This is a genomic window from Virgibacillus sp. CM-4 (assembly GCF_000445495.1).
GTDB classification, from domain to species: domain Bacteria; phylum Bacillota; class Bacilli; order Bacillales; family Amphibacillaceae; genus Virgibacillus; species Virgibacillus salexigens.
Map to the genome: position 1 here is coordinate 745,061 of NZ_AUQA01000002.1, position 25,569 is coordinate 770,629.

General features: G+C 37.9%; 24 protein-coding genes and 1 riboswitch. Of the genes, 4 read left to right on the forward strand and 20 right to left on the reverse strand.

The genetic code is table 11. The features are described from left to right. The first annotated feature begins 11 nt into the window (after window positions 1-11). Window positions 12-158 carry a hypothetical protein gene (locus tag M948_RS43125; RefSeq protein WP_021289558.1) on the forward strand — a complete coding sequence of 49 codons (147 nt, stop codon included), beginning with the start codon at window positions 12-14 and terminating at the stop codon, window positions 156-158. Window positions 159-467: 309 nt separating this feature from the next. Here the strand turns inward: M948_RS43125 and M948_RS27170 are convergent, their stop codons facing one another. From M948_RS27170 to M948_RS27185, 5 genes are read right to left on the reverse strand one after another with little or no spacing between them, the layout of a single operon-like run. After that, complete coding sequence (locus M948_RS27170; RefSeq protein WP_021289559.1) at window positions 468-770, reverse strand: DUF4176 domain-containing protein; 303 nt, start codon at window positions 768-770, stop codon at window positions 468-470. Window positions 771-797: 27 nt separating this feature from the next. Beyond that, window positions 798-1,460, reverse strand: coding sequence for a DUF443 family protein (locus M948_RS27175; protein WP_021289560.1), 663 nt, complete (start codon window positions 1,458-1,460; stop codon window positions 798-800). Between the two features lie 7 nt (window positions 1,461-1,467). Beyond that, the gene (locus tag M948_RS42490) at window positions 1,468-3,042 is read right to left on the reverse strand and encodes a ribonuclease YeeF family protein (protein ID WP_021289561.1); all 1,575 of its coding nucleotides are present in this window, start codon (window positions 3,040-3,042) and stop codon (window positions 1,468-1,470) included. Between the two features lie 60 nt (window positions 3,043-3,102). After that, window positions 3,103-3,381: a YwqI/YxiC family protein gene (locus M948_RS27180; RefSeq protein ID WP_021289562.1), complete on the reverse strand. Its 279-nt coding sequence runs from the start codon at window positions 3,379-3,381 to the stop codon at window positions 3,103-3,105. After that, window positions 3,378-3,803: a hypothetical protein gene (locus M948_RS27185; RefSeq protein WP_021289563.1), complete on the reverse strand. Its 426-nt coding sequence runs from the start codon at window positions 3,801-3,803 to the stop codon at window positions 3,378-3,380. Before M948_RS27185 ends, M948_RS27180 begins: the two co-directional genes overlap by 4 nt. Before the next feature lie 334 nt (window positions 3,804-4,137). On the opposite strand from M948_RS27185, the gene M948_RS27190 reads away from it, so the two are divergent. Further along, entirely contained in the window at window positions 4,138-4,674 is a 537-nt protein-coding gene (locus M948_RS27190) for a hypothetical protein (RefSeq protein ID WP_148530679.1), read from the forward strand. Window positions 4,675-5,186: 512 nt separating this feature from the next. On the opposite strand, the gene M948_RS27195 is transcribed toward M948_RS27190, so the two are convergent. The 9 genes from M948_RS27195 to M948_RS27235 all read right to left on the reverse strand — a co-directional run bounded on the left by M948_RS27195 (window position 5,187) and on the right by M948_RS27235 (window position 18,118). Then, a complete protein-coding gene (locus M948_RS27195; RefSeq protein ID WP_021289565.1) occupies window positions 5,187-5,576 on the reverse strand; it encodes a hypothetical protein in 390 nt (129 codons plus the stop codon). A 280-nt stretch (window positions 5,577-5,856) separates the two neighbouring features. Then, entirely contained in the window at window positions 5,857-7,623 is a 1,767-nt protein-coding gene (locus M948_RS27200) for an adenine deaminase (RefSeq protein ID WP_021289567.1), read from the reverse strand. A 27-nt stretch (window positions 7,624-7,650) separates the two neighbouring features. Continuing rightward, complete coding sequence (locus M948_RS27205) at window positions 7,651-8,967, reverse strand: NCS2 family permease (protein WP_021289568.1); 1,317 nt, start codon at window positions 8,965-8,967, stop codon at window positions 7,651-7,653. A 233-nt stretch (window positions 8,968-9,200) separates the two neighbouring features. Further along, a riboswitch (purine riboswitch) is annotated at window positions 9,201-9,304 on the reverse strand. A 244-nt stretch (window positions 9,305-9,548) separates the two neighbouring features. Continuing rightward, window positions 9,549-10,844, reverse strand: coding sequence for an amidohydrolase (locus M948_RS27210; RefSeq protein ID WP_021289569.1), 1,296 nt, complete (start codon window positions 10,842-10,844; stop codon window positions 9,549-9,551). A 60-nt stretch (window positions 10,845-10,904) separates the two neighbouring features. Beyond that, the gene (locus M948_RS27215; RefSeq protein ID WP_021289570.1) at window positions 10,905-12,416 is read right to left on the reverse strand and encodes an AbgT family transporter; all 1,512 of its coding nucleotides are present in this window, start codon (window positions 12,414-12,416) and stop codon (window positions 10,905-10,907) included. Between the two features lie 67 nt (window positions 12,417-12,483). Next, complete coding sequence (locus tag M948_RS27220) at window positions 12,484-13,923, reverse strand: M20 family metallopeptidase (RefSeq protein ID WP_021289571.1); 1,440 nt, start codon at window positions 13,921-13,923, stop codon at window positions 12,484-12,486. Window positions 13,924-14,188: 265 nt separating this feature from the next. Further along, window positions 14,189-15,538 (reverse strand): M20/M25/M40 family metallo-hydrolase, encoded by a 1,350-nt coding sequence (locus tag M948_RS27225; RefSeq protein WP_021289572.1) that lies wholly within the window; start codon window positions 15,536-15,538, stop codon window positions 14,189-14,191. A gap of 45 nt (window positions 15,539-15,583) precedes the next feature. After that, the gene (locus M948_RS27230; protein ID WP_021289573.1) at window positions 15,584-16,789 is read right to left on the reverse strand and encodes a threonine synthase; all 1,206 of its coding nucleotides are present in this window, start codon (window positions 16,787-16,789) and stop codon (window positions 15,584-15,586) included. 153 nt (window positions 16,790-16,942) lie between these two features. Beyond that, window positions 16,943-18,118, reverse strand: coding sequence for a Zn-dependent hydrolase (locus M948_RS27235; protein WP_021289574.1), 1,176 nt, complete (start codon window positions 18,116-18,118; stop codon window positions 16,943-16,945). A 203-nt stretch (window positions 18,119-18,321) separates the two neighbouring features. Between M948_RS27235 and M948_RS27240 the strand changes: the two genes are divergently transcribed. Next, complete coding sequence (locus M948_RS27240; RefSeq protein WP_021289575.1) at window positions 18,322-19,962, forward strand: sodium:solute symporter family protein; 1,641 nt, start codon at window positions 18,322-18,324, stop codon at window positions 19,960-19,962. 1 nt (window position 19,963) lies between these two features. Beyond that, window positions 19,964-20,821, forward strand: coding sequence for an alpha/beta fold hydrolase (locus M948_RS27245; RefSeq protein ID WP_021289576.1), 858 nt, complete (start codon window positions 19,964-19,966; stop codon window positions 20,819-20,821). Between the two features lie 75 nt (window positions 20,822-20,896). On the opposite strand, the gene M948_RS27250 is transcribed toward M948_RS27245, so the two are convergent. From M948_RS27250 to M948_RS27275, 6 genes are all read right to left on the reverse strand, one after another. Then, entirely contained in the window at window positions 20,897-21,625 is a 729-nt protein-coding gene (locus M948_RS27250; RefSeq protein WP_021289577.1) for an SIS domain-containing protein, read from the reverse strand. Continuing rightward, window positions 21,625-22,356, reverse strand: a complete 732-nt coding sequence (locus M948_RS27255) for a creatininase family protein (RefSeq protein ID WP_031335122.1) — start codon at window positions 22,354-22,356, stop codon at window positions 21,625-21,627. The genes M948_RS27250 and M948_RS27255 overlap by 1 nt, the downstream gene beginning before the upstream one ends. A 110-nt stretch (window positions 22,357-22,466) precedes the next feature. Further along, window positions 22,467-23,459 carry a phosphotriesterase family protein gene (locus M948_RS27260; RefSeq protein ID WP_021289579.1) on the reverse strand — a complete coding sequence of 331 codons (993 nt, stop codon included), beginning with the start codon at window positions 23,457-23,459 and terminating at the stop codon, window positions 22,467-22,469. A 75-nt stretch (window positions 23,460-23,534) separates the two neighbouring features. Then, the gene (locus M948_RS27265; RefSeq protein ID WP_021289580.1) at window positions 23,535-24,830 is read right to left on the reverse strand and encodes a PTS ascorbate transporter subunit IIC; all 1,296 of its coding nucleotides are present in this window, start codon (window positions 24,828-24,830) and stop codon (window positions 23,535-23,537) included. A 22-nt stretch (window positions 24,831-24,852) separates the two neighbouring features. Then, on the reverse strand, window positions 24,853-25,122 hold the full coding sequence (locus tag M948_RS27270; RefSeq protein ID WP_021289581.1) for a PTS sugar transporter subunit IIB: 270 nt from the start codon (window positions 25,120-25,122) through the stop codon (window positions 24,853-24,855). Beyond that, window positions 25,122-25,565, reverse strand: coding sequence for a PTS sugar transporter subunit IIA (locus M948_RS27275; protein WP_021289582.1), 444 nt, complete (start codon window positions 25,563-25,565; stop codon window positions 25,122-25,124). The genes M948_RS27270 and M948_RS27275 overlap by 1 nt, the downstream gene beginning before the upstream one ends. Between the last annotated feature and the right edge of the window lie 4 nt (window positions 25,566-25,569).

Here is a 25,569-nt window from a genome sequence, read left to right on the forward strand (position 1 = left end):
AGGGGAAAATAATGATACAAGGTTATCGAAACACTGTTACTGTTACTGCTCCTTCTTTCAAAGCAGGAGCAGCTTTCTATCTAAAAGCACATTTACTTTTTTTTGCACTACTCTTACCTTTTTTATACATTTTAGAGATTGGGGAGGAGACGAATTGACGTCCATACTTACGCTAGTCTGAATTGATATAGCAGGAATAATCAACTATTTTGAAATTTAAACTTATATTAAAACCTATAACTATTATTTAAGCAAAAAGGTTATCTCTTTTTAAAAGATTACAGAATCATTTATCTTTAAGCAGTTGCAGATAAACTAGGTGAACTAAGAAGAGAGTTACGATGCACTCAATCAACAAAATACAAACTTAGAATAATTACTATAATCTATATTTTATTGAGCGTAAAGGTTCTACCTTATTTAGATAGAACCCTTACGCTCAACTTCTAAAAATGGTCTAGCATTTACTATTTCAATGGGTATGTAACTATTCCCTTTTCTATACTTTCATTATTTTCTTGTTTCCAATCGTTAAAAAGTTTCTGGAAACGTTCTTCTTCGTTATCTTTAAATCCTTCAAATACTACCCTATCGATATTTTCATGATTAAAATAAAAAACATTATCGGGCACCAACCCTTGAGGATAAAAGCATCCTGAGTAATCAAACATCTTCTTTTCGTTTTCCACTTCTAAGATCGGTCCTCTATTTAGAATCATAAGTTTACTTGTTCCTTCTTTTAAGTACACAATGGATCCTATTGGTAACACTATGTGCTTCCTCCTTTTATTATAATGCTATCCAACTGCCTTTTTATCATCTTTAAATTTCACTGTTGTATTTCCATCTATTACTGTCATGCCACTACCAATGAATAAAAGAAACAAAAAAACGGTTGCAAAGAATAGCATCATTACATTCCCGTATTCAATAAATGCAACAAAACTTATTAGTGTAAATCCTAAGAAGAATAGATAAAAAAATAAATATTGAAAACAATACTTCGTTGATTTTGGTCTGATCCATAATCTATCAGTTGATAACTGCTCGGTTTTAGCAACTTTATATAGATTTTTCTTATTCATATTACTTATATAAAAACGGAGTAAAAAAGCTATTATTAACACAACGATAAGAATAATAGAGTTCACTAATGTGGAACTTTGAATATTAAAATAATCCATTAAAGGTCGTAAAAGATTAGCTAATAATATGGAGATACCTGCTCCTAATATACTAAAGTAATTGGTTTTTGCTTGTTTTAATTCAGGAGCTTGTATATTTCTCAACATATCTTCATCGTCAATTTTATATACGGTATGTGGGAAAATCCAAAACAAAAAAGGAAATAATATTTTCCATAATGATTGCCCCATATCTACAAGGTAATAATCATTATTATTAATTGATAGAATTCTATATCTTATGTTTTTATTTACACGTTGAATCTCACATTTCATAGAATGATCACCATCCCCAGTTCATTGGATTTAAAGCATTTAGACCACTCTGTATAGCCTCACCTGCGTTTTCCATTGTACTATCAAATGTTTCGTTAATTTTTTCTCCCATATCATCTAACTTTTTCCCCACTGTATCTAAACCATCTTGAAGCCCCAAAAAATTATTATCATAAACAAAATTAAACGCAGTTGTAGCAAATGTACCCGCAGCTATACCACCTAGTACAGCCCAACCAGCTGGATTTGAACCAAGTAAGAAGGCCGTTGCAGCTGTTCCTCCTATATTCGCAACTACCCCCACTCCTAAAGCCGCTGAGTTATGAGAAATCGCTTCTCCTACAGTCTTATCCTTATGCGCTAAATCCACATAGATACCAACACCAAAACCAGCTGCCATAAAACCACGACCTAAAACTTTTCCTGCCGTACGTATATTCTCGCCGTTTTTAATAAAAGAGTTGGATAATCTTGCTGTTCTTTTATTGATCATTACAAAGGAATTACTTCCTGAAGGTCCATGTATACCACTAATTATGTTTATCAAACCACCAAATTTAGTTGTTCCATAGCCTACTTGTTGAAGAGTCGTAGCAGTAATATCTACACCTAAATTCGTACCTATTTTTTCAACATTACCTTTTAAATAGCCAAGAAAGCTGTCAGGTACATCTTCTTTTAATTCATCTTCACTTAAATCACCTTTTAATTTTTCAAGTACAGATAAATTTGTGTAATATTGTTCTCTATCAATTACTCCATTTTCTAAGTCCTTATACGAGTTATTCAAGATTACTTGTGATAACTCATCCATATCTTTCAACGATTCATTCTTCGCTTTTTCAATTTCATATAGTGGCAAGTTCTTAATAGAATACAAGTTTATAACTTCTGCTGTTTCTTTTCCATTTTTTGAATTACTATTCTTGATAGATTGATAAGCAGCAATGCCATTGACGGCATTTATATTGAAATCTTGTACCGACAAATCGCCACTGTCGAATTTGGAACTAAGCTCAGATATGTAATTTCTCATTTTATGTAAATCTACTTTTGTTTGTTCAAGCTGAGAGGTTTCATAGTCATCTAATCGATGCAACCCTTCCACTACATCTTGAATCATTTGTTTTTCGCGTTGAACATCTTCAACCACTCGAGATTCATCAATCTTAGGAATAGCGACTATATCCTGCACACTTCCTAGAATATGGTTCGCTTCATTGGTTAACTCGATCGTTTTTGTCTTCACTATATCCAAGCTTGGGTCCACTTCATTTTCTAGAAATCCCTGATCAATAAAGCCATTTGTATTAGATTCATATGTACCAATCGCTTGTTTCATATCTACTAATGTATTCTGATAGTCTACCAAAGATTGATACAAGAAGATAAGGAAAGGCTGATGACACTCATTATAGAATGTCCGCATTGCATCTCCTGCTTTTCCCTTTAATGCATCATCGAGACAATAGAAATCCCTGACTGCACGTTGAATAGAAGATATTCGGCCATAAAGGGATTCAATATCTTTTACAGCATAATCAATTCCAGACTGCACACGATGAACATCTAAAACTTTCAAGAGAGAACCTCCTTTCTAATTATACCTCATGCCAATGCTGTTAGCTATGCGATCTGACGCTTATTTCAGCTTAATATCATTCGCCACTTGTTGTTCAGTCTCTTGAAGTTTTGTGATGGCTTTTTCAGTCGCATTTACATTAGCAACAAATAATGCCTCAAATTGATTTAACAGTTCCTCATATTCCCTTTTTATTTCATTAAACGATCGTAGCATCCGAAGCTGATTTTCTCCATCAATTTCCCGTGCGAAAGATGTATTCAGCTCTTGGATAGAAGCTCGTAATTCTGCAATTCCATTCTCCACAGGGGTTTGTTGGAGTTTAATTTCTTCACTCATGATTGATTTTCCACCTCACGCTTTTGTCTGTTTACATTTGTGTGCTGTGTTTCCATCGATGAGATATTGCTTTCTATTACATAAATCTCTTGTTTTATCTGATTGATTTGTACTATGATTCGATTCTCCGCATCACTAATATCTTTATCGGAAATCGCTGAGAAGCTCACTTGTAATTCATTTTCTCTGAAGTTATGTATTTTAGTGGCATTATTACCATGAAGCGTTTTCGTTGTGAATTCTGGTTCTATACAGATGCTTTTTGTCCTATTAAAATCACTTTTATTCAGTTGTAATTGGGATAAAGCACTATTTAACCGTCTTAATTCTTCATTTTTTTCTTCTAATCTTAAGTTGGCTATACCGATGAGACGTTGAAGCTCCAAAAGCTCCGAGTTTAACTTATGTAAATTTAATTCCACATTGATCACCTACTATTTCTAAATACGTAATCCGTATTGCTTATTAGAGTGGAAATAAAGAAATTCCCATATAGTAATATGGTACTTAAAAAGATGGATTGCTTGTAGAGTAGTAAGTACCATTTTATGGGTGATTATATGAGTTAAGAAATGTTATTTAGGAAAATATGCCCATAAAACAAGCAGCGTAAGACTGTTTTCTTCATCCTCTTACCTAGAAATTAAAGGATATAAGGGATATTGGGATGATAATCAAGAAACGGGGATTGCAAGAGGATTAGAAGATTTATTGTACCTGCTTGTACATTCCAAGAAGAAGATTCGCACGATCAATATGCGTAATCATAACGTACTTATTATCCATTTATTGACCAACAAAAAAGATACATTGGTTCAGTCTATTGATGGAAGCAATCATCACTTCTCTTTCCTAGGTGTAAAAGACGGCATTGGCCAATTGCTTCGAGAGCATGCTCGAATGGAGGATACAGAGATTTCTGTGGATGGATGGCAGCCTATTCAGCTTCCGGAGGAGCTATTTGATGAGTTCCATACCTCCCCTGCCCCTGCTTTACAAGCAATGGCAGCGGATCAAAAACAACCAAAACCGATACGCGAATTTGTCTCTGCATTGTTAGCAAATGGGCAAGAATTCGATAATATTTCTTTTATGAAATCTAGTTACGTCAAAGATCAATCTGCATTTGATGATATTCATTTCTTTTTACCAGTAGAGGAAGAAGACTACATTTGGCATCTAGACTATCAGGAAATTGAAAGCGCAAGACGAGTTACCTTACAGCCGATCCCTGTCAGGAGTTATTTTCAAGAAATAGAGCGTGCAACCATTGCCTATTTTACAGAGGAATGATAGTTTTAGTAGATTACACTTCCCATTAATACGTAATGAACAGTCCTGTAAATACCCGATAGCATAAAAGAAGATTCAAGAATCTGTTCTTGAATCTTCTTTCACTTATAACCTTCTATATTGGTGGCTCTTAGGATCGGGTGTAAAGTACGAGATAGAGTAATCAAGGCTGATCATTTCACTATATTCAAAGACGCTCCTCATCACGTAAAATCCCCCGATTCACAATCTTCATCGCAGCTGTCCCCTTCTTACAATTAAGAAGTTCTGCATATATTAACGGCGGTGTAGGTTGTGATAAAGTGAAAGGTTTGGTTTGGTAACTGCTTGTCTGACAAATTCATGTATAGATTGGGCAACACATTTTAGTATACTATATGTATGTAATTAACCACCTTATTTATAATTTAAACCTTTCTTTTGGAAATCTACACATTAATGCATTTATTAGTAGCACGCCATTATAAAAACAAACAATATAAGAGATTGAGTTATCAAAAAAAAGGATAATATTACTGAAAAAAACCTATGATAATCACAATCCATAATTCCGTTTTTAGAACTTTCTTGCCTCGTTGAATATAATTATCTATCGTATTTTGCGTAATAAATATCTCTTGGAATGCTTCATAAGTAAATTTCTTATAGGAATATATGCCAATAAAAATACTTATTAAAAAACCAACAATTAATAAAAGAATAGGATTTCCTACAGGTAATTGAAAGTATTGTATTGCCCTCAATACAGCTAAGACCAATACAAACATTAATATATAAATTAAATTATTTGACCTTTGATGATAAGCCTTATATACACGATTAGATTTATGATCTAAAAATAAAGTATGATTCTGATCTGTATTTTTATATTCCGTATAAAAAGGAATTAATTTATTACCCATGCATTTATCACCTAAACTTTTCTTATTTAACGAGCTGAATACAGAACCTAGATTCCAAACAATCCTTCTACAGCATACCGACTGTATTGACTATATCTTCACCAATATGACTTACTGTGTCGACTATATTATCTGCATTATCATAAGTCCAATCAAACAACATTGAACCACCTACACCTATGAGAAAAAAGAGGATAGCATATAACACTATCCTCTAGTATCAAAGATATATTTCCATTAATGGATAGGATTAAAAAGAGGGAGTCTTCGGCCTCTTCCATCACTCCTCTCTAAATAACGGAATTAGTTGTTGGGTGTTGACATCTACTAAGCCTAGATCACTTATGCGAATTTCAGGGATAACGGTTAATGTCAGGGATGATAGCGCCATTGATGGAGAACGTCTACCCACCTTCACTCCCATAGACTGAGCCACCTCATTGAATTTCTCTACTTTTGGAGACAGTTCCTCGATAGGTTCCGCTGCCATTAATCCAGCTATTGGCAGATCTACTTGAGCCATAACATTTCCATCTTCCACTAAGCATAGTCCTCCGCCAGATTTCTGTAGTTGTTTTGCCGCCATCAGCATGTCTCTAGCATTTTTTCCTGCAACGACTAAATTATGACTATCATGAGCTACGGTCGTTGCATATGCACCACTGCGTATCCCTGAATTTTTTAAAACACCTACAAATGGTTTACGATTTTGACCATGGCGTCCAGTTACAGTTGCAAAAACATATTCTTCAGGTAAATGACGTATTTCCCCATCTGTAACCTGTATCTCTAAAGAACCTATTTTCGTTGTTCCAATTGGTGTCATCTCCATTGTATTTAGTGTTATCGTTCCGTTTTCCACTGGTGAATGAATAATAAAATCCTTTTCATTAAGTTCCGGTAGACGGACGGTATTTTTACGAAGCGGTGGCGTACGAGTGGTAATATCCGTGATGACTCTTCCATCTTTTACCATTTGTTCCCCTTGTACATAAACATCATTGATCTGCATTGTCTCTAATGAATCTACCAAAGAAAAATCCGCTACATATCCGGATGCTATTGCGCCACGGTCATGAAGTCCATATCGCATCGCTCCATTTAGCGAGGCATAACGAATAGCAAGTGGTGCTGGTATTCCTTCTTCAATACAACGACGAACCACTCGATTCATTTGTCCATTTTTCAACATATCATTCGGTTCTACATCATCCGTGCACATTGCAATGTTAGAAGCGTGAGGAAGGATTTCCCATGCCTTTGCCGCTATATCCGCAAACTGACTGACACTGGATTCCCGAATATAAATCAACATACCAGCACGCAGTTTTTCTACTATTTCTTCTACTGTACGGCTTTCATGATCAGAGTTTACTCCAGCCGCTAGATAAGCATGTAAGTCTCGACCAGTAACCCTTGGCAAATGACCTTCATTACGTACACCAAAATCAAGCCCCTTTTGCACAATGCCTGCCATTCGTGGATTTTGCTTAATAACACCTACATAATCCATTAATTCAGCAATTCCCACTACGTCAGGATTATCTAACAATGCTGCAATATCTTCAGGACCAAATTCTGCCCCAGCTGTTTCCACACCGGGAACAGCTGGAACACAGGATGGAATTGTTGTAAGAATTCGTACCGGAAGTCCCTTGCTAGCATTTATCATATAGCTTACCCCTTCAGCACCCATGACATTGCCAATTTCATGTGGATCAATAACAGCTACTGTAGTGCCATGTCGAAGTACTGCTCTCGCAAACATATCTGGTGTAACCATTGTGCTTTCAATATGCACATGACAATCGATAAAACCAGGTATCGCATATTTACCTTGTGCATCAACCTCATTATCCCCTTCCATGTAAAAGGTTGGTTTATTATTCTCATAACGAGCTATTGCACTAAAACGGTCTTTTTTAATTCCAATATCAGCAGGATAAGTCTCTGCCGTGAAAACGTTCACCAGATTAACTCCTCGAATCACAGTATCCATCCGTTCATCACCACGTGCTGCTGCTACAATATGTTGCCGTGAAAACATACGATTATTCTCCCTCCGGTTTTTTCATCATTCAGCTAATGTAATAAAATAAATGATAAGTGGTATTAGTAAAATATATAGTCCAGGATGAACTTCCTTGTATCTGCCTGACAAGCTCTTTACGAGCACATATATAATAATCCCAGAAGCAATTCCATTTCCAAAGTTAAAGGTAAATATGGTAATAACGATTGTCATGAAAGCAGGTAATGATTCTGTCACATCTTGAAAATTAATGTTTCTAACAGATGAAAGCATTGTCAATCCGACTAGAATTAGTGCCGGAGCTGTGGCTTCTGTTGGAATAATCATGATTAAAGGTGTAACAAATAAAGTCAGCAAAAATAAAATCCCAGTTGAAACTGCGGTTAATCCTGTACGTCCTCCAGCCTCAACACCAGTTGCCGATTCAACATAGGTGGTCATCACAGGAACTGAAAATAATGAACCTAAAACTGTGCCACCCGCATCAACTGAGAATGGTTTATCTATCTGAGGTAAATTACCGTTTTTATCTAACATGTTCCCTTTACCGGCAACTCCAAGCATTGTTCCAAGACTCGAAAAGAAGTCTGGTACAAAAAAAGCAAGCAAAAATGGGAAGTACGAAACGTCCAACGCTTCCATAACGTCCAATTGGAATAACACTGGTGCGACACTTTCCGGAAGCGAGAAGATAGAACTAGGCAATTGTGTAACCCCCATCGGAATTCCAATTAAGGTAACAGCAATAATTCCAATCAATAGATGACCCCGAACATTTCTTGCCAGTAATACACTCATAATAAAGAATCCGATAAGTGCCAAAATTGCGTTCGGAGAACCTATATCTCCAAGTTGCAAGGAATTCGCGCTCTCACTAGCCGTTACTAATCCTGCATTACGAAACCCAATGAGTGCAATAAATAACCCTACTCCTGCACCGATAGATAGTTTAATTGCAGGTGGTATAAGCCGAACAATCAGCTGTCTTAATCCTAAAATTGTAAATAAAACAAAAAGGACTCCGGAAATAAATACCATTCCCATTCCAACTTGCCAAGGTATTCCTTCTGCTACCACTAGCGTAACAGAAAGAAAAGCAACTGAACCAAGGCCAGGGGCCAAGGCAAAAGGCCGATTACTGTATACTCCCATTATTATGGTTACTAGACCCGTCATCAGAATAACAGCTACTGTAACTGGTCCTTTCGGTATACCTGCACCCTCAAGCATTCCCGGTACAACAATTAATACATAAAGCATGGTCATGAAAATAGTTAATCCTGCAGTGAATTCTGTTCTTGCATTCGTATGATTTGCAGATAATTGAAATATTTTTTCCATTAAATTAGACCTGTTCAATTATGTCTCTCCTCTCGGTGTAATAGAATATTATATTGATATTAGTCCTGCTTTCTCGAAATAAATCGTAAATCGCTCTCCTCGCTGTTTTGATTTACTCGAAATCGATGCAATAAAAAAGCCCGGAATAATAGAATGACTTCTACCTTCCAGACCTACAAAAGTTAAAGAAAAGATTTATCAGCAATAAATATAGCAATTTAACATATCAAGTAATAGCATAAAAGCCGAACAAATCTTATACTTTAACTCGTAGTCCGGTTCTTTCCGTGGGAACCTGGTAGAGACCCTCAGACCATATTACTGAGGATATACGAGTATGATATTTAATTTTTTATTACTCTAATAATATAGCAAATCCATGCAAGTTAAGCAAATAAATCTTAACATTAATCAAAAAAAATAAATTAATGTTCGCCTTTTACGAAAACCGATCATTTTCACTACCATTAAATTCCCTGACCATTTTTCCATAGATACGCTTGCATCTAAACCAATTTATACTGTGAAAAGATATGGAACCGGATTAAAACGCCATTCTTTTGGAATGGCGTTTTAGTTATTCCTAATTGTAAATTGGTTTAAACCATTTGTGCATGCTTTTCTAAGCTTAGAATCGAAGCATATAACAGTTCTACGGCTGGGAGTAAAGTATTTTCATCAATATCAAATTTTTCATTATGATGGCCAGCAGCTAACTCGGTTCCAAAAATGCAGTACGTTGCTAAGCCGCCATTATCTTGAACACGTTTCATAAAGTAGGTTGCATCTTCTGACCCGGCAGCTGCGTTTACCTCTACTGCACTTGCTTGGAAAAGAGATTTGGCTTCTGCACATTCATGAAGAACGTTTGCTAACTCATTTGATGAAATACAACTGATAGCTTCGCCGACTGTCTCCATGTGATAATCTACTCCATACATCTGTGCGGCACCTGCAACTATCTGTTTTACTTGCTGCTTCACATATTCATTAACCGAAGAATTTTCACCACGCGTTTCCACTTTTAAATCGGCTTGGTCAGCAATAATATTTCTGCCTGTTCCTGCGTGGAGCTCTCCTACATTGATTCTAGTCACCCCATCAGAATGACGGGAAATCGCATGTATGTTTAATGCTGCCGCCGCTGCTGCCAGCAGTGCATTTTTCCCTTCCTCTGGGCGGCCACCAGCATGTGAAGCTACTCCGCTAAATGATATGTTCTGCTTTGTTGTGGCAAGAAAGCCATTATTAGCTGCTACAAAATGATGATGCGGCACCCCTGTTCCAATATGCGAAGCGATAAAATAATCAACATCATCCACAACTTTTGCTTCCGTCATTGATTTAGCACCACGTGTGCCTTCTTCTGCCGGTTGGAAGATCAATTTTATTTTTCCCGATAAGTGATCTTTATTCTCTGCAATTAACGTAGCCAAGCCAAGTCCAATAGAGGTATGAGCATCATGTCCACATGCATGCATCCGATACGGCAACTGCGACTTGAATCCTTCCTTCATCGGATAATGACTGTCTAAGCTTGATTCATTAATTTCCAACGCATCCATATCAAATCGAAAGGCGATTGTCGGCCCTGGTTTTTTCGTATCCAGTGTTGCTACAATTCCTGTGTAGCCATCTGAAAAGTGCTTCATATAATTTTTATTTGCTCCATTTTCAAGCGCCCAGAGATAATGTTCCTTTGTCACTTCGGCAGATGGCTTGCCCATACATTCAGCTTCTGACATGACTTCACGGCCCATTTGTAACTCAAACCCGAGTTCATCAAGAATTGTTGCTACGATTGAAGCCGTCCTCATTTCCAAAAAACCCACTTCCGGAAATTGATGAAAATCACGACGCCAATGAACTAACTTTTCGACCAATTGTTCACTCATATTATAATCATCCCTTTCATTTTAATTAAATCCTATTTAATTACGCTATACGACAAAGTATTAAAGAAAAGGAGTAATCCCTGGACCAAACGGGATTCCTACAAAGTAGAAGATAAGAATTAAGATGATCCATGTAATAAGGAAACAGATTGAGTAAGGGACCATTAATGATATAAATGTGCCAATACCTGCTTTTTTATCGTATTTTTGCATAAATGATAACACAATAACCATATACGGCATCAGTGGTGTGACAATATTTGTTGAGGAGTCTGCAACACGATATGCCACTTGGGTAAATGCAGGATGATAACCTAATTGCATGAACATCGGTACAAAAACGGGAGCCTCAAGTGCCCATTTTGCCGAACCAGATGTAATCAAGAAGTTCATTAATGCAGTAAAAATAATATAACCAATAATAAGCCATATACCGGTAAATTCAATGTCTTTAAGGAATTCTGCGCCATTGACAGCTACCCATGTACCAATATTTGACCAGTTAAAGTACGCAATAAATTGCGCAATAGCAAAGATGAGTACAATATAACTCGACATGTCTTTCATCGATTCACCCATGTATTTGCTAATGTCCTTACCGGATTTAATATTGCCAACGGTAATACCATACGTGACCCCAATGGTTATAAAAAAGAATAAGATAATCGGCACAATTCCATCTAAAAATGGAGAAGGTATGATACCACCCTCTTCGTTTCTTAGCGGACTGTTTGGAAGTGCAATCCCAATGACAATAATTCCCCAGTAGATCACTGCTGCAATGATCGCATTTCGGAACGCTTTTCCTGCTTTTGGAGGGTCCTCATCAACGTCTGCTTCAACAGCATCGCCTTTGTATTTACCTAGTCTAGGTTCAATGAATTTATTGGTAACCAATCCACCAACAATGGTTAGTATAAATACAGAAACAATATTGAAGTACCAGTTATCGACGGGTGTAACGACGACGCTATCATCAATAATCGCCGCAGCTTCTGTAGAAATACCTGACAAGAGCGCATCCGTACCAGCAATGAATAAGTTTGCCGTAAAACCTGCTCCAGCAGCTGCATAACCAGCAACTAAACCTACAAGAGGGTGGCGGCCAACTTTATAAAAAACCATAGCAGCTAACGGCGGAACGAGTACCATCGCCGCATCTGAAGCGATATTACCTAGAATACCAACAAACACTACGGTATACGTAATTAACGCTGGTGGCGATTTTAAAATCGTTCTTTTAATGGCATAATCAAGCATTCCAACTTTTTCTGCGAGACCAATACCTAGCATCATCGCTAAGACTAAACCAAGGGGTGCAAATCCTGTAAAATTCTCAAGCATGGATGTTAAAATAAATTGCAAACCTTCACTAGACGCCAGGTTTTTTACTTGAAGTTCTTCGCCTGTACCCGGATGAATAACGGATGCACCAAACATACTAAATATAGAAGATGCAATAATAATTAAAAGGGCTAAAACCGAAAATAAAATAAATGGATCCGGCAATTTATTCCCGACTATTTCGATATAATTCAAAAATTTCTGAAAAAATCCTTTTCTCGTTTTCATCTGTCCCCTCTCCTTACTTTTAAAATCATTATTTCTTTCAAAAAACGATAATCTTTTTAATTGTTTATTAACCTTCTTCTAGTTTGGAAGGTTGTACATGGTTTGGAATTGGACAGCGATATGGATGTTTTTCTCGAAATGCATGGAATTCTTGCTTCACTTCAATTAATTCAGACGGATTTAACAGAAGCTGAAGAGATGTTAATGCCATTGCACCTGCGGCTCGAAGCATGCCTTTATGAGCATAAGAAGAAATTCCCTGACTCGTCATTTGCCATGTATGCAATGGTGTTCCAAGAGCTGAGGTTGAGGCTGTTAATTGCGCAGTAGGAACAACCCAACTAACATCCGAAACATCTGTTGACCCTGGAAGAATTCCTTCCGTCGGTTCATATTCAGCGATGGAGTCGGAGAGATATTTACCAGCGAATTCACTGCCATCGCCACCATAACCAAATCCTTTTATTACTTCGAGGTAACCGCCTTTTTCAACATCTGTCAACGAAGACCAGATTTTTTCAGCAAATGCCTTCTCCTTATCAGTTGGCTGCTCAATTCCTAACTCCTGCATATGGTTATATAGGAGGCTTTCAAGCTTGCGATTGGGAATATAATTAGAACAAGCTTTATCAAAATTAATTCCCAACTCTGTTCCCGTCATTTTAGCTGCACCTTCAGCGATTTCGCAAACACGTTGATAAATTTCATCCACCTGAGTAACTTTAGGGGCACGAATTAAATACAACACTTCCGCATTAGCCTGTACCACATTAGGAGAAATTCCCCCTGTATTCGTCACGGCATAGTGCAGCCTTGCCTCAGGTATGATATGCTCACGCAAATAATTGACACCGACATTCATTAACTCAACTGCATCTAATGCACTTCTTCCTAAATGTGGAGAGTTAGCTGCGTGTGATGGGATCCCTTTAAATTTAAATGCTATTTGGTAGTTAGCAAGACTCGATAAACTCATTATTGCGTTAGCTGGAGATGGATGCCATGTTAAGGCTGCGTCTACCTCATCAAACACACCCTCTCTAACCATAAATGTTTTACCAGACCCGCCTTCTTCCCCTGGGCAACCAAAGAATTTCACTGTACCAGATAAACCATTCGCTTCAATATAACTTTTAACTGCAAATGCAGCAGCTAAAGAACCGGTACCAAGCAAATTATGCCCACAACCATGGCCTACATCAACTTTAACTGGTTTATATTCCGTTTCATTTGGTTCTTGGCCAAGACCAGAAAGCGCGTCGAATTCACCTAAGAATCCAATAATTGGCGAGCCGCTCCCGTATGTTGCAACAAAAGCAGTCTCCATATCAGCTACTCCTCGTTCAACAATAAATCCTTCTTGCTCACATTCGGAAGCCAAGAATCTAGAGGATTCATATTCTTCAAATCTTGTTTCAGGATGCTGATAGATATATTCACTAATTCGCTGAAAAAGTGCTTTGTTTTTTGCTAAGTATTGTTTAATATAACTACGCGTATCTTTCATTTATATCCTCCATTCTCTTCAACTCGATTAAAAGCCAAAAAATGATAAACGTAATTTTTCGACATTTTTCAACATAATACATGCTTCTATTTAAAAAGTCAATATATTTTTAATCTTCCTCTAATTGAATGACAAATAAGCATTTTTACTGTAATCCCTTTATCATGCAAGGTTATCTCTGCATCAAAAAAGTTCTTATTTACCATTCAAGAAGATGCAAATAAGAACCCTGGAAATCTTTTCAAAGACTTTGTTGTATATTTAATTAAGCATACGCCTTTCCTAATTCGTGTATAACATGACATGTACACATAATTCCATCAAAAAAATTCTCTACATTTATATTCTCATTTGGAGAGTGATTCGCCTCATCAAAGTTGGCATACGGCACGACAACAGAAGGGACGCCTAATAGTTGCGTCCAAACATAATCTGGTAAACTTCCACCAAGACTTGGCTGTAAAATTGGTTTTTGATGATATGATTTTTCTACCGCTTTTTTAATAATTGCCACCTCTTTTGAATCTGCAGGTGTACGAGAGGCTTTCATGGAGCCATGTCTGATAACTTCTACATCTGGAGCATATTTTTTTACATGCTTTTCAATCTTCCGGTAAATATCATCCGGATCTTGATCCACTACTAATCGAAAATCTATTTTGACATTTGCAATAGATGGAATAATCGTTTTTGCACCTTCGCCACCATAACCACTATGAAAACCAGCTATATTAAAAGTAGGTTCTAACGTTAGTTTTTTATAATACGCTTCTTTGGTCATGTCAAATTCTTTATAACCAATCTTTTCAGCAATCGATTTTGGATCAAATGGCAATGTAGATATTAATTCCAATTCGTTTTCTGTTGGTTTACGTAAATCATCATAGAACCCTTCAATGAGGACGTTGCCATTCTGATCTCTCATGGTCTGCAATAAATCGATTAATTTCCAAGCAGGATTTGGAGCGATATTCCCTTTATTACCCGAATGGTTGTCCCACTCTGCGCCTTTAGCTAAAAGTTCAATAAACAGCATTCCTCTTACTCCAAGTAATACAAAGGGAGCGCCACTATCATGCATGGGACCATCTGATGTGTACACTAAGTCAGCTTTTAGTGATTTTTGATGCTCTTCCACAAACCTGGCTAGATTAGGACTGCCACTTTCCTCTTCCCCTTCAATTACAACCTTAATATTGATTGGTAACTCCCCTATCACTTCCTGGTAACTTTTAATTGCCAGCAGCTGTGCCATTATTTGCCCTTTATTGTCCCCCGCTCCACGACAGAAAATCTTCCCATCCTTTATAGTTGGTTCAAAAGGAGGCGTATTCCATTCCTCTATTGGATCAGGTGGCTGCACATCATAATGACCATAGATTAATAATGTAAAAAGTTTCGGATCTTTTATTTTTTCACCATAGACAACAGGATGACCATCGGTTTCTATTAATCTTGTATTTAATCCTAAATTTTCTACCATTTCAACTAACATGGCAGAGCATGCTTCCATCCCGATATTTTGGGCACTAATACTTTCCTGCCTTAAAAAGGTAAATAAACTATCCAAGTACTCCCGACGATTCTTGTTTACATATTGTTCCATTTCCAACATACATATTTCATCTCCTTATGGCAGTACTCTAACTAATACAAAACATCAAATCTTCGCTTCCTTGTTTAACGTTGGGACCTCTACCTGTACCGTATTTGGATATTTTATTCCTGCTCCGGTATTTAAAACGACGACGCTCTCTTCATCATGAATCCAACCATTATTTCGTAGGTCACGCACAGCAGCAAAGGCTGCTGCACCTTCGGGACACACAAAAGCACCCTCCATACTGGAAATTTTATCCTTCTCTTCCAGCATTGCTTCATCTTCTACAGCGATCGCACATCCGCCAGTTTGATAAATAGCCTCCAAAACTAAGAAATCACCCAATGCTTTTGGTACATTTATTCCAAATGCAGTTGTTTGAGAGTTCGGCCAAAAATCGGATTCTGTTTTATTTTCCTTCCATGCCTTCACAATCGGAGCACAGCCTGCTGCTTGAACTGCTACTAATCGAGGTAACTTTCCTTTAATCCATCCTAACTCTTTCAATTCATTTAATGCTTTATAAATACCTATTAATCCTACTCCACCACCAGTCGGGTAAAGAATGACATCAGGAATTTCCCAGTCCATCTGTTCTGCTATTTCCAATCCCATCGTTTTCTTACCTTCTATTCGGTACGGCTCTTTCAATGTAGATACATCATATAACTGGTTATCTTTCACATATTTCCCTATGATCTTTCCAGCATCACTAATTAAACCATCCACTAAGTAAAGATTAGCACCTGAGACAGCCGTCTCCTTTCGAGTAATTTCTGGGGCATCTATCGGCATCGCAATCGTTGACTTTATTCCGGCTCTAGCAGCATACAAAGCCCATGCTGCACCAGCATTCCCATTAGTAGGCATCGCAAGCTCCGTCACACCTAATTCTTTTGCTTTCGACACACCAACTGCCGCTCCCCTAGCTTTAAACGAGCCAGTTGGGATAATCCCTTCATCCTTCATATATAAGTTCTTTATCCCTAGCTCACTTCCAAGCTTGGACATTTCAACAAGCGGGGTCATCCCTTCGCCAAGCGAAATGACATTCTTACAATTCGCTACTGGAAGCAGTTCATGATACCTCCATAAGGAATCCTCCCGATCCTTCAATTCATCTGGCTTTAGATTATCTTTTAGTTGTTCGAGATCATAATTTACTAGAAGTGGTGCTCCACATGTACAAAGCTGCTGGACTGTGTTCACATCATACGTCTCACCACATTTTGGGCAATCAAGATACGAAACATAACTATACGGCATTGTAATCACTCCTATAGAAAAGAAATAATAGTTTAATTTATTTATCTATTTTAAATAATTTTATATTAAAAGAAAAACTTTGTTTACCATCAAATAAAAATACTGTAATATAGATAGCTTACAGTCTCGCAGTCTCTTACTTATATCAAATCATTAGTCAGTACATAAATTCGCTATCACTTCTAACATAATTTCTGATCCTACTTTAATATCTTCTACAGAGGTGAATTCTTCTGGATGGTGACTCAGCCCATCTTTACTTGGTACGAAAACCATGCCCACTTCCATATTATTCACGAGTGAATTTGCATCATGATTGGCGCCACTAGGTATAGACATAAATGAAACGAAATTGTTTTTACAGGCTTCGATTATCTTGTTTTGTACATCTCGAGAAAGTTCACTCGGCGCTTTCTCAATAAGCTGCCTCGTTTCTGCTTCAAAGTGCTTTCTTATATAAGCTTTTATCTCCTCTTCGATCATTTTCATTTCATTTAATTTGCTGCCTCTTATTTCTACTGTAAGATTCACAAGGCCTGGTACTACGTTTGCTTGATTTGGATGAACATCTAATTCCCCCACTGTAGCCACGTTGTCCCCGCCAAATCTGCAGACAATCTGGTTTACTTCTTGGATAATCTTCGAAGCATACAATAAAGCGTCTCTTCTCATGTCCATCGGAGTCGTTCCAGAATGGCTGCTTTTTCCTTTTACGGTGACATGAAAACGAATAATGCCTGCAATAGAAGTAACGACACCGATCTGTTTTTCATTAGCTTCTAATACCGAACCTTGCTCAATATGTAATTCCATATAAGAAAGGTATTTTTTTCTGTTTCTTACTGATTCAACATCCTGCCAATCAAATGATAGTCCTTCTAATTTTTCTTTTATAGCTTCACTTTCTTCTATTAAACCCGCGAATGCCCTGCTTCCAAACGTTCCTCCGAGTACATTTGCTTCTTCACCACGAAATGCAACTAATTCTACCGGATTATTAAGGTTGATTCCGATTTCCTTTATTCTTAATAAACATTCTAAACCTAATACGACACCAAGCGCCCCGTCATAAAGACCTCCTTCAAAGACGCTATCCAAATGAGAACCCATCAGTAATGCAGGAGCGTCTGCTTGTCCAATTCTCCCAAATACATTGCCCACTCTATCCTGTTTTGTAGGTATTCCATTTTCCTCCATCTTCGTTTTTAACCATTGTAAAGCTGCATCTTCCTCTTCGGAATATGCCAATCTTGTATAGCCTTTTGTACCACTGGAGATTCTTCCGATTTCATCTAAGTGATTCATTATTCTATCGATGTTTACATCCACTCTATCCATCTCCTATGCTTTAGTAAATTTCACTTCATAACTACATCTTCCTATCAGTTTAGCATGAAAATAAGAAAAGTAAGATAATTTAAGAATAATAGATAAAATTTAACTACAATTATCTCTACCTACAATCAAGCAAGTAATATAATTCTAACGACGATCATAGAAATGATTAGAACTTTGAAATAAGGAGGAACGAAATGGTCTGGTACAGTTACTATATTATTCCAATCGTCTATTTAATTGCGATGATTCTAGTTGGTGTATTGGTGGCTAAAAAACAGGAAACAAGAGCAGACTTCTACGTTGCTGGCGGCAAGATGAATGCAGGATTACTATTTAGTACAATCTTTTCCACAGTTGTAGGTGCGAACACATATATGGGATTTAGTGGAATGGTTTATCATGATGGTTTTTCGATGATGTGGTTATTAGTTGCCGCAGGATCAGCCTATTTTGTTCTTTTCTTTATATCAGGGAAAATCAGACAAATAGCCCGGCACTTTGAAGTCTTCACACTACCTGACTTGATGGCACTTCGTTATTCGAGCTCGGTTGCCATTCTTACCACCTTATTTTCGCTCGTCGCACTCGTTGGCGGAGCAGGAGGAAGTATACTAGGGATAGGAGTGATTCTTCATTCTATCTTAGGGATTGATACGACATTAGCCATTTTAATTACTTCTGTAGTAACAATTACGTATACAGCTTTTGGAGGGCTTATGGGGGTGGCATTAACCGATTGGATCCAATCAATTATTATGGTTATCGGATTAATCCTTGTTATTGTATTTGGACTTCAGGCCCTCTCCCCTGAGAGCACATTAATGAACGCAACCATAAGTGGTAGTGAAGTTATGCAAACAGTGTTAGGTGGTAACTTTATGAGCCTTACAGAAAGTGCAACATTTATGATGATCATGACATGGGCCATCACTTTTCTTCCTTTAAACACAATCAGTCAAACGCAAATACAACGCGTTTATTCGGCGAAAAACGTAAAAACAATTCAGCGTATTAGTCTACTAATGGTTTGGTTCGTAGCATTATTTATGGCGTTTGGATTAGCACTTGTCGGGGGGATTGGAAAGGCGTTAATTCCTGATATCAGTAATGCAGAAACGATCTTCCCCGTACTAGCAATGGAAGTCATTCACCCATGGATAGGAATCATTATTGTAACGGGTATCTTAGGAGCTTGTATGTCTACTGTCGACTCGAATCTTCTTGGTGCAGGCATTCATGTAACAAGAGATATTTATGAGAAAAACAAGCAACGGTTAGGAAAAACGATTAATGAAAAACATACCATTTCCATCACACGTTGGACCTTAGTAACGATTGGAGTTCTATCCACCTTTGCTGCCCTATGGACACCATCCATTATGGAATTATTGTTACTGACACAAAAAATATTTGCAGGTGCAACGTTCATTCCAATCATCTTGGGGCTATTATGGAGCAGGGCGAACACCAAAGGGGCTACAACAGGGATACTACTTGGAGCTGGTGCCACGATTTATTGTCAAATTACTAGTAGTACGATCGACCCTGTCATCATCGGCATTCTTTTCTCACTTGCTGGAACAATCATAGCTAGCCTGATTTCTACAGAGGAGACCGAAAAAGGAAAACAATTTATTTATAAGACGATTAATAAGAAGGATATGGTGTTCTTATCAATTATTCTTGTCGGGTACATTGCTTTCCTTGTCGGCGTGAATTTTGTTAACGTATGGCCGATCTTAATTGTGATTACACTTATCGGCTTATTAATTGGTGTACTATTATTAATTATATATATTCTTCCAAGAAAACGGAAAATCGGAGAGGAGCCTTAAAATGTATGCAAATATTAACGATACGACCCTTTATTTCGATGTAGACGGAGCTCAATTAACACTAGAAAACGGACAGTTCAAAGAAAAGCCTGTCGTATTTGTCTTGCACGGCGGACCTGGCGGATCCCATTTAAATTTCAAACCACATTTAGATGCATTAACCAAAGAAGTCCAACTTGTCTATATCGATCAACGTGGCTGTGGCTATTCAGCTGAAGAGGACAATGCTACCTACACACTCACACAAAATGTTGCTGATATCGAGGCATTACGAGAATATCTTGGACTCGAAAGCATCTGGATATTAGGCCATTCCTATGGTGGGATGGTGGCCATGCAATATGCTTTACAACACGGCACTTCACTTAATGGCCTTATATTAGCAACCACTTCTCCATCTTATCAATTTATAAAGAAAGCAAAACAATTCATAAACGAACAAGGGAATGAAGAACAGAAATATTACGCAAATATATTATGGGAAGGAGGTTTCCAATCAGAGCAAGAATTACAAGCATATTATCAAGCGATGAGTTCACTATATTCCCATAAAAAAAGCGATAATCAAGAACAAGTCAGACCGTCTGTGAAACGGTCATATCAAGCACTCAACAAGGGCTTCGGTGGATTTTTAAAGAACTTTGATGTTAGAGATGATCTACATACCATCACTTGTCCAACTCTAATTATTGCTGGAAGATACGACTGGGTAACCCCTGTCAGTGAAAGTCAAGAAATACATCAACGAATCCCTGGTAGTACCTTCCACATACTTGAAAACAGTAGTCACAGCGTATTTAATGATGAGAATGAGAAGACCATTTCCCTAATTCAAGCATTTATAGAGACTCATTTATAAGAAAATGAACCCCCGACACGCGGGGGGTTATACATAAAAAGAAATCAACGTTACGAAATTTTATTAACGGTACCTTTATAGTTGTATTCGTTGCTTATACGTATCAATCAATATTCGATTTTGCTGATCAGCACCTTCAATATTTCCACTTAAGAAAACAGGTGGATCATAATCGTTTTCTGCCATTTGCTTGATAGACTCAGCAAAAATGGCATTTAGTATGGTTGCACCAATGACAGTGGAGCTAGGAGAAAAGTTTACCTCCACTTTGTCATGTGATAAGAGTGCATCCCCAACCGGCGCATGGTTATCAATTACTAGATCCACTACATCAAACAAATGCCGTTCACTTGTATGGCGTGATGGTTGGCTAGATGAATATGCCATGGAGGTAATTCCAATAACAAAGGCCTCTTTGCTTTTAGCCAAAACAGCCACATCAACTGGAACAGGGTTTCTTCCTGATGTCGAGATAACGATTACAAGGTCTCCTTTACGAATATCCTGTTCCTCCATAAATGTCTTTGCATAATCATTTTTTCTCTCTAACATAGAAGAACGAACAGCGCCTTCATGAAGCATTAGCGGTTCATGTAAAATAGGATGTATTGGAACTAATCCCCCTGCTCGATAATAAACTTCTTCTGTTAGGATATGCGAATGTCCACATCCAAATAAATGCACAATACCTCCATTTTGAATGACATCGGCAACTTTTTTAGCAGCATGATTTAATGCTTCCTGTTCTTCTTTTTTGACAATAGCTAGTAAATTAGTAATTTCACTGAAGTATTGTTGAATCATTATAACCCCTCCACTTTGAATGCTTCGATTATCTTAACCATATTCTCCAAGGCAGTTTCGATAATATATTCCCCTTTTTCTTTTGTCGCAAGGCTGGCATCTCCTAATACAGCTGTTTCGGTAAACTCCTCCCAAGGTGTAGGCGTGGAATCAGCGTGCATTGGTATATTTGGAATATCCGTAAGCGCCTTGTCCATATCAACGAATTCGGGAGCCAGGTACAGCATGTAAGATGTTTCGATTTCACAGGCATGAAAGTAAGTGTTATGGGTTGAATTGTTCTCTCTGACTTCAGCTGCCGCCTTGTTCATGCCTGGATAAAAGAAATAAAACACACGCATTTCCGGGCAGGATTCGTACAATACCCGCGCCGCTTCTTTTAATGCTGTTTGGTTCCCTAAATGCCCATTCACCATAGCAAATGTTCGAAATCCTTGTTTATAAAGACTTTCACCGATATCAACGAGAAAGGAGATCAATGAATTGTTGCTTACATTAATACTTCCCGGAAAGTTGCGGAGGCTCCATATCTGACCATAAGGTAATGTCGGCAGTACAAAAGCCTTCACACGTTCCGCCAATTTTTGGGATAACCGCTCAGCCAGAAAATTATCCGTACCAAGCGGTAAGTGAGGACCATGAGCCTCCACTGCACCGATTGGTAATATAGCAATTTGTGATTGATTCATTTTTTCTTTTATTTCAAATGAATTCTCATTTTGGAATTCCACCATGCCTCAAGCCCCCAATTTTTCAATGATTGTTTATAACGAAATAACCCCCGAACGGTTCATTCCAAAACGATGATTATGTCTACACAAAAACTCTCGCAACTTCACATCTATTTTTTAAATGCAAAGCAACGTGCCGGGTTATGGATGAAAAACTTTTCGATTAATCGTTGACCATCAAAACCATTCTGATTCGCTTCATCAATAAAACGTGGAACCCACTTGCCAATAATATTTTCCAAACCTAACCCGTAATCATAATGTTTGTAGTAGGATTTTCTTGCTGTGTCGCCACTCACCAATAATTGATCCTCATACCCTTTTCTAACCAGTTCTAAAATACATTGAATTCTTGTGCTTTCTGGGGCATACTTAATTTTTGAGATACCATCAAAGGAAAGTAGTGCACCAGTTTGTGCTACTTTCTCATGGTAGTAAGGATCTGGATTACGATCCATATGACCGAAGCTAATATGTTCTAAATGTACGCCTTCACTTTTCAGTAGTTCAATTTGTTCCAGAGCCATTGTCCCCGCTTCTGTATGAGAGTGCAATGGTGCTTTTGTTTCATGATGTGCTCGAGCTACTGCACGTAGTGTTTTTTCCTCTAACGGGGTTATTCGGTTATAGCCTGTACCAAATTTCACCTGGCCGCCACGTATATTCGTACCTTCCATCCCCTCTTCAATTTCGCAGATAACAAAATCAGCCAGCTTATTGATAGATGTTGCATCTATCCATTCATAATACGTATGATAGTCACCTGTTACTTTTTTTACGTGGTCAGGGATTTGCGCGTCCCAAAGGAAACTCTTGTTGAAGCCTGCGGTACCCACAATGGTGACATCCGTTTCCTCTGCGATCTCTTTCACTGCTTGCACATCACGTCCATAGTCCACTGCAGTTGCATCAACAATTGCTTGTCCACCGAAGTTTTTGAAGTCTAGCACATCCTGCTTGGATTTTTCTTTATCATCTAAAAGCAAATCATCGTTTTCTTGTTCCACCCAATATGGAGGGCGACAGACAATGTGTTCATGTGAATAGGTAAAACCTAATTTTGATGGAGCTATATCACCATGAAATGTTCTAATGAAACTCATATATATCACTCCTGATGTAAGTTTAATAGATCAATTGGAAAACGGGGATGCTATATCCCCGCTGATGGATCCAACCTAGAAAAATAGTTGCGATAAAAACCGAATAATCGGGCCTAAAATGAACATATCTGAATCTGCTGCCCACATGGCTGTATCTGGTACGGTGTCAGGTAGAAGCATTTTCACCATCACAAACTGCCCCCATGCAACAACAGTGGAGGTAATGAATCCACCTAGAACAGCACCTCTTACACCACCGGTTGCATTCCCAAATACGCCTGCAGTTGCAGAATGGAAGAACAGTACAATCATCGTTGGCACAAATACATAACTAACTGTATTTCCTAAAACAATCAACCAAATTAGTGCCCCAACAAAGGAGCCTAAAAATCCTAAAATGACAGCATTTGGTGCGAATGGAAATACAACTGGACTATCTAAGGCTGGCTTCGCACCAGGTACGATCTTGGTTGCAATCCCTTTAAATGCTGGAACCATTTCACCAATGAACATCCGTACACCTAATAGCACCACAGCAATACCAGCAGCAAACGTGAATGACTGAATAATCGAATATACGATGAAGTTCTGATCTCCAGCAGCTTCCACTAGCGCTTGCGCTCCTGGTGTATCCTTAAGGGAGATAATAATCGCACCAATTAAAAATAATAGTCCCATTGTTAATGCTGTAATAACGTTAGAATCTCTTAGAAATTCCAAGCCTTTCGGAAGCTTGATTTTTTCAGAATCATTTTCTTTATTGCCTAAATATTTACCAGCCAGCGCACTTAATAAAGATACCGATGCCGAGGTATGACCCAGCGCAATATTGTCATTCCCCATGATCTTCCGCATGAATGGCTGCGTCAATGCAGGCTGAATGGTCCAATATAAGCCCATAAATACTGCTAGGAAGATAACGAGCTTACCAAATGAAACATCACCTGCAGTTTGAACCACAATTCCTGCAAAGATGGTGGTTGTCCAGAACATCATATGACCAGTTAAATAGATATATTTAAATCTAGTAAACCTTGCTAATAAAACGTTAATAACAAATCCTAGAGTCATTGCTAATGTAACCGCACTGCCATATTTAGCATTAAATGTTTCTTGCCCCATGAATTCTCCCAGTGGTTCTGCGGATAAATTAAATACTTCTTTCCACAGTGGTTCAAAAACCGTCAGCGCATCCGTAATTACCCCTGAACCTGCACTAATGATTAGAAACCCAATAACTGCCTTGAAGGTTCCGCTAATGACCTGGCTCATGCTTTTTTTCTGTAGTAATAACCCTAGAAGGACGATAAATCCAAGTAGAATCGCTGCTTGTCCAAAAATATTCGTCGCAATCCAAAAAATAACATCCATTCGAGTTCCCCCCTATATCGTTTTAACTCACAACGTTCTCATCAATTGCCTTATTAATTTCTTCCATATCAAAGTAGTTATTTACAATGAAAACTTTAGCACGATGACCTACCAGACCTTCTGCTAGTTCATTACTCGTTATTATATAATCGGCTTCCATTGTTGAAGCTGTAGAAACATCGGTATGTTCCACCTCTGCACTAATCCCTTTGTCTGCTAACGCTTGCTCCACATTCATTTTTAAAATTAAACTCGTACCTTGTCCTAATCCACAAACTGTCAATACTTTCATCACGATCTCCCCATTTCCACTATTTTTTTTATTTCTTCATAGGTTCCTGCAGTTGCTAACTTTTCTACATTCATCGGATCATTGAGAAGACCCGTTAATTTTCGAAGCAAGGTGATATGCTCCTCACTGGATGATGCACCTAAACCAAATACAAGACGAACTGGATCGTTCGAAGCGTGACCAAATACAATTGGATCCTTTAATTGCACCAGTGAAACAGAAGCTTCATTCACTCCATCTTCGGGTCTGGCATGTGGAATCGCAATACTTGGAGCTAGTACAAAATAAGGTCCGTTTTCCTTATAGGAATACTTCATCGCTTCAATGTATGACTTTTCGATGTGCCCTTCTTTTAATAAAAGCTCCCCAGCAGCTTCAATAGCACCTTCTGCATTTGCTGCTTCCACCCCAACCTTCACAATATTTTCTTCTAAAAACCTCATCGCA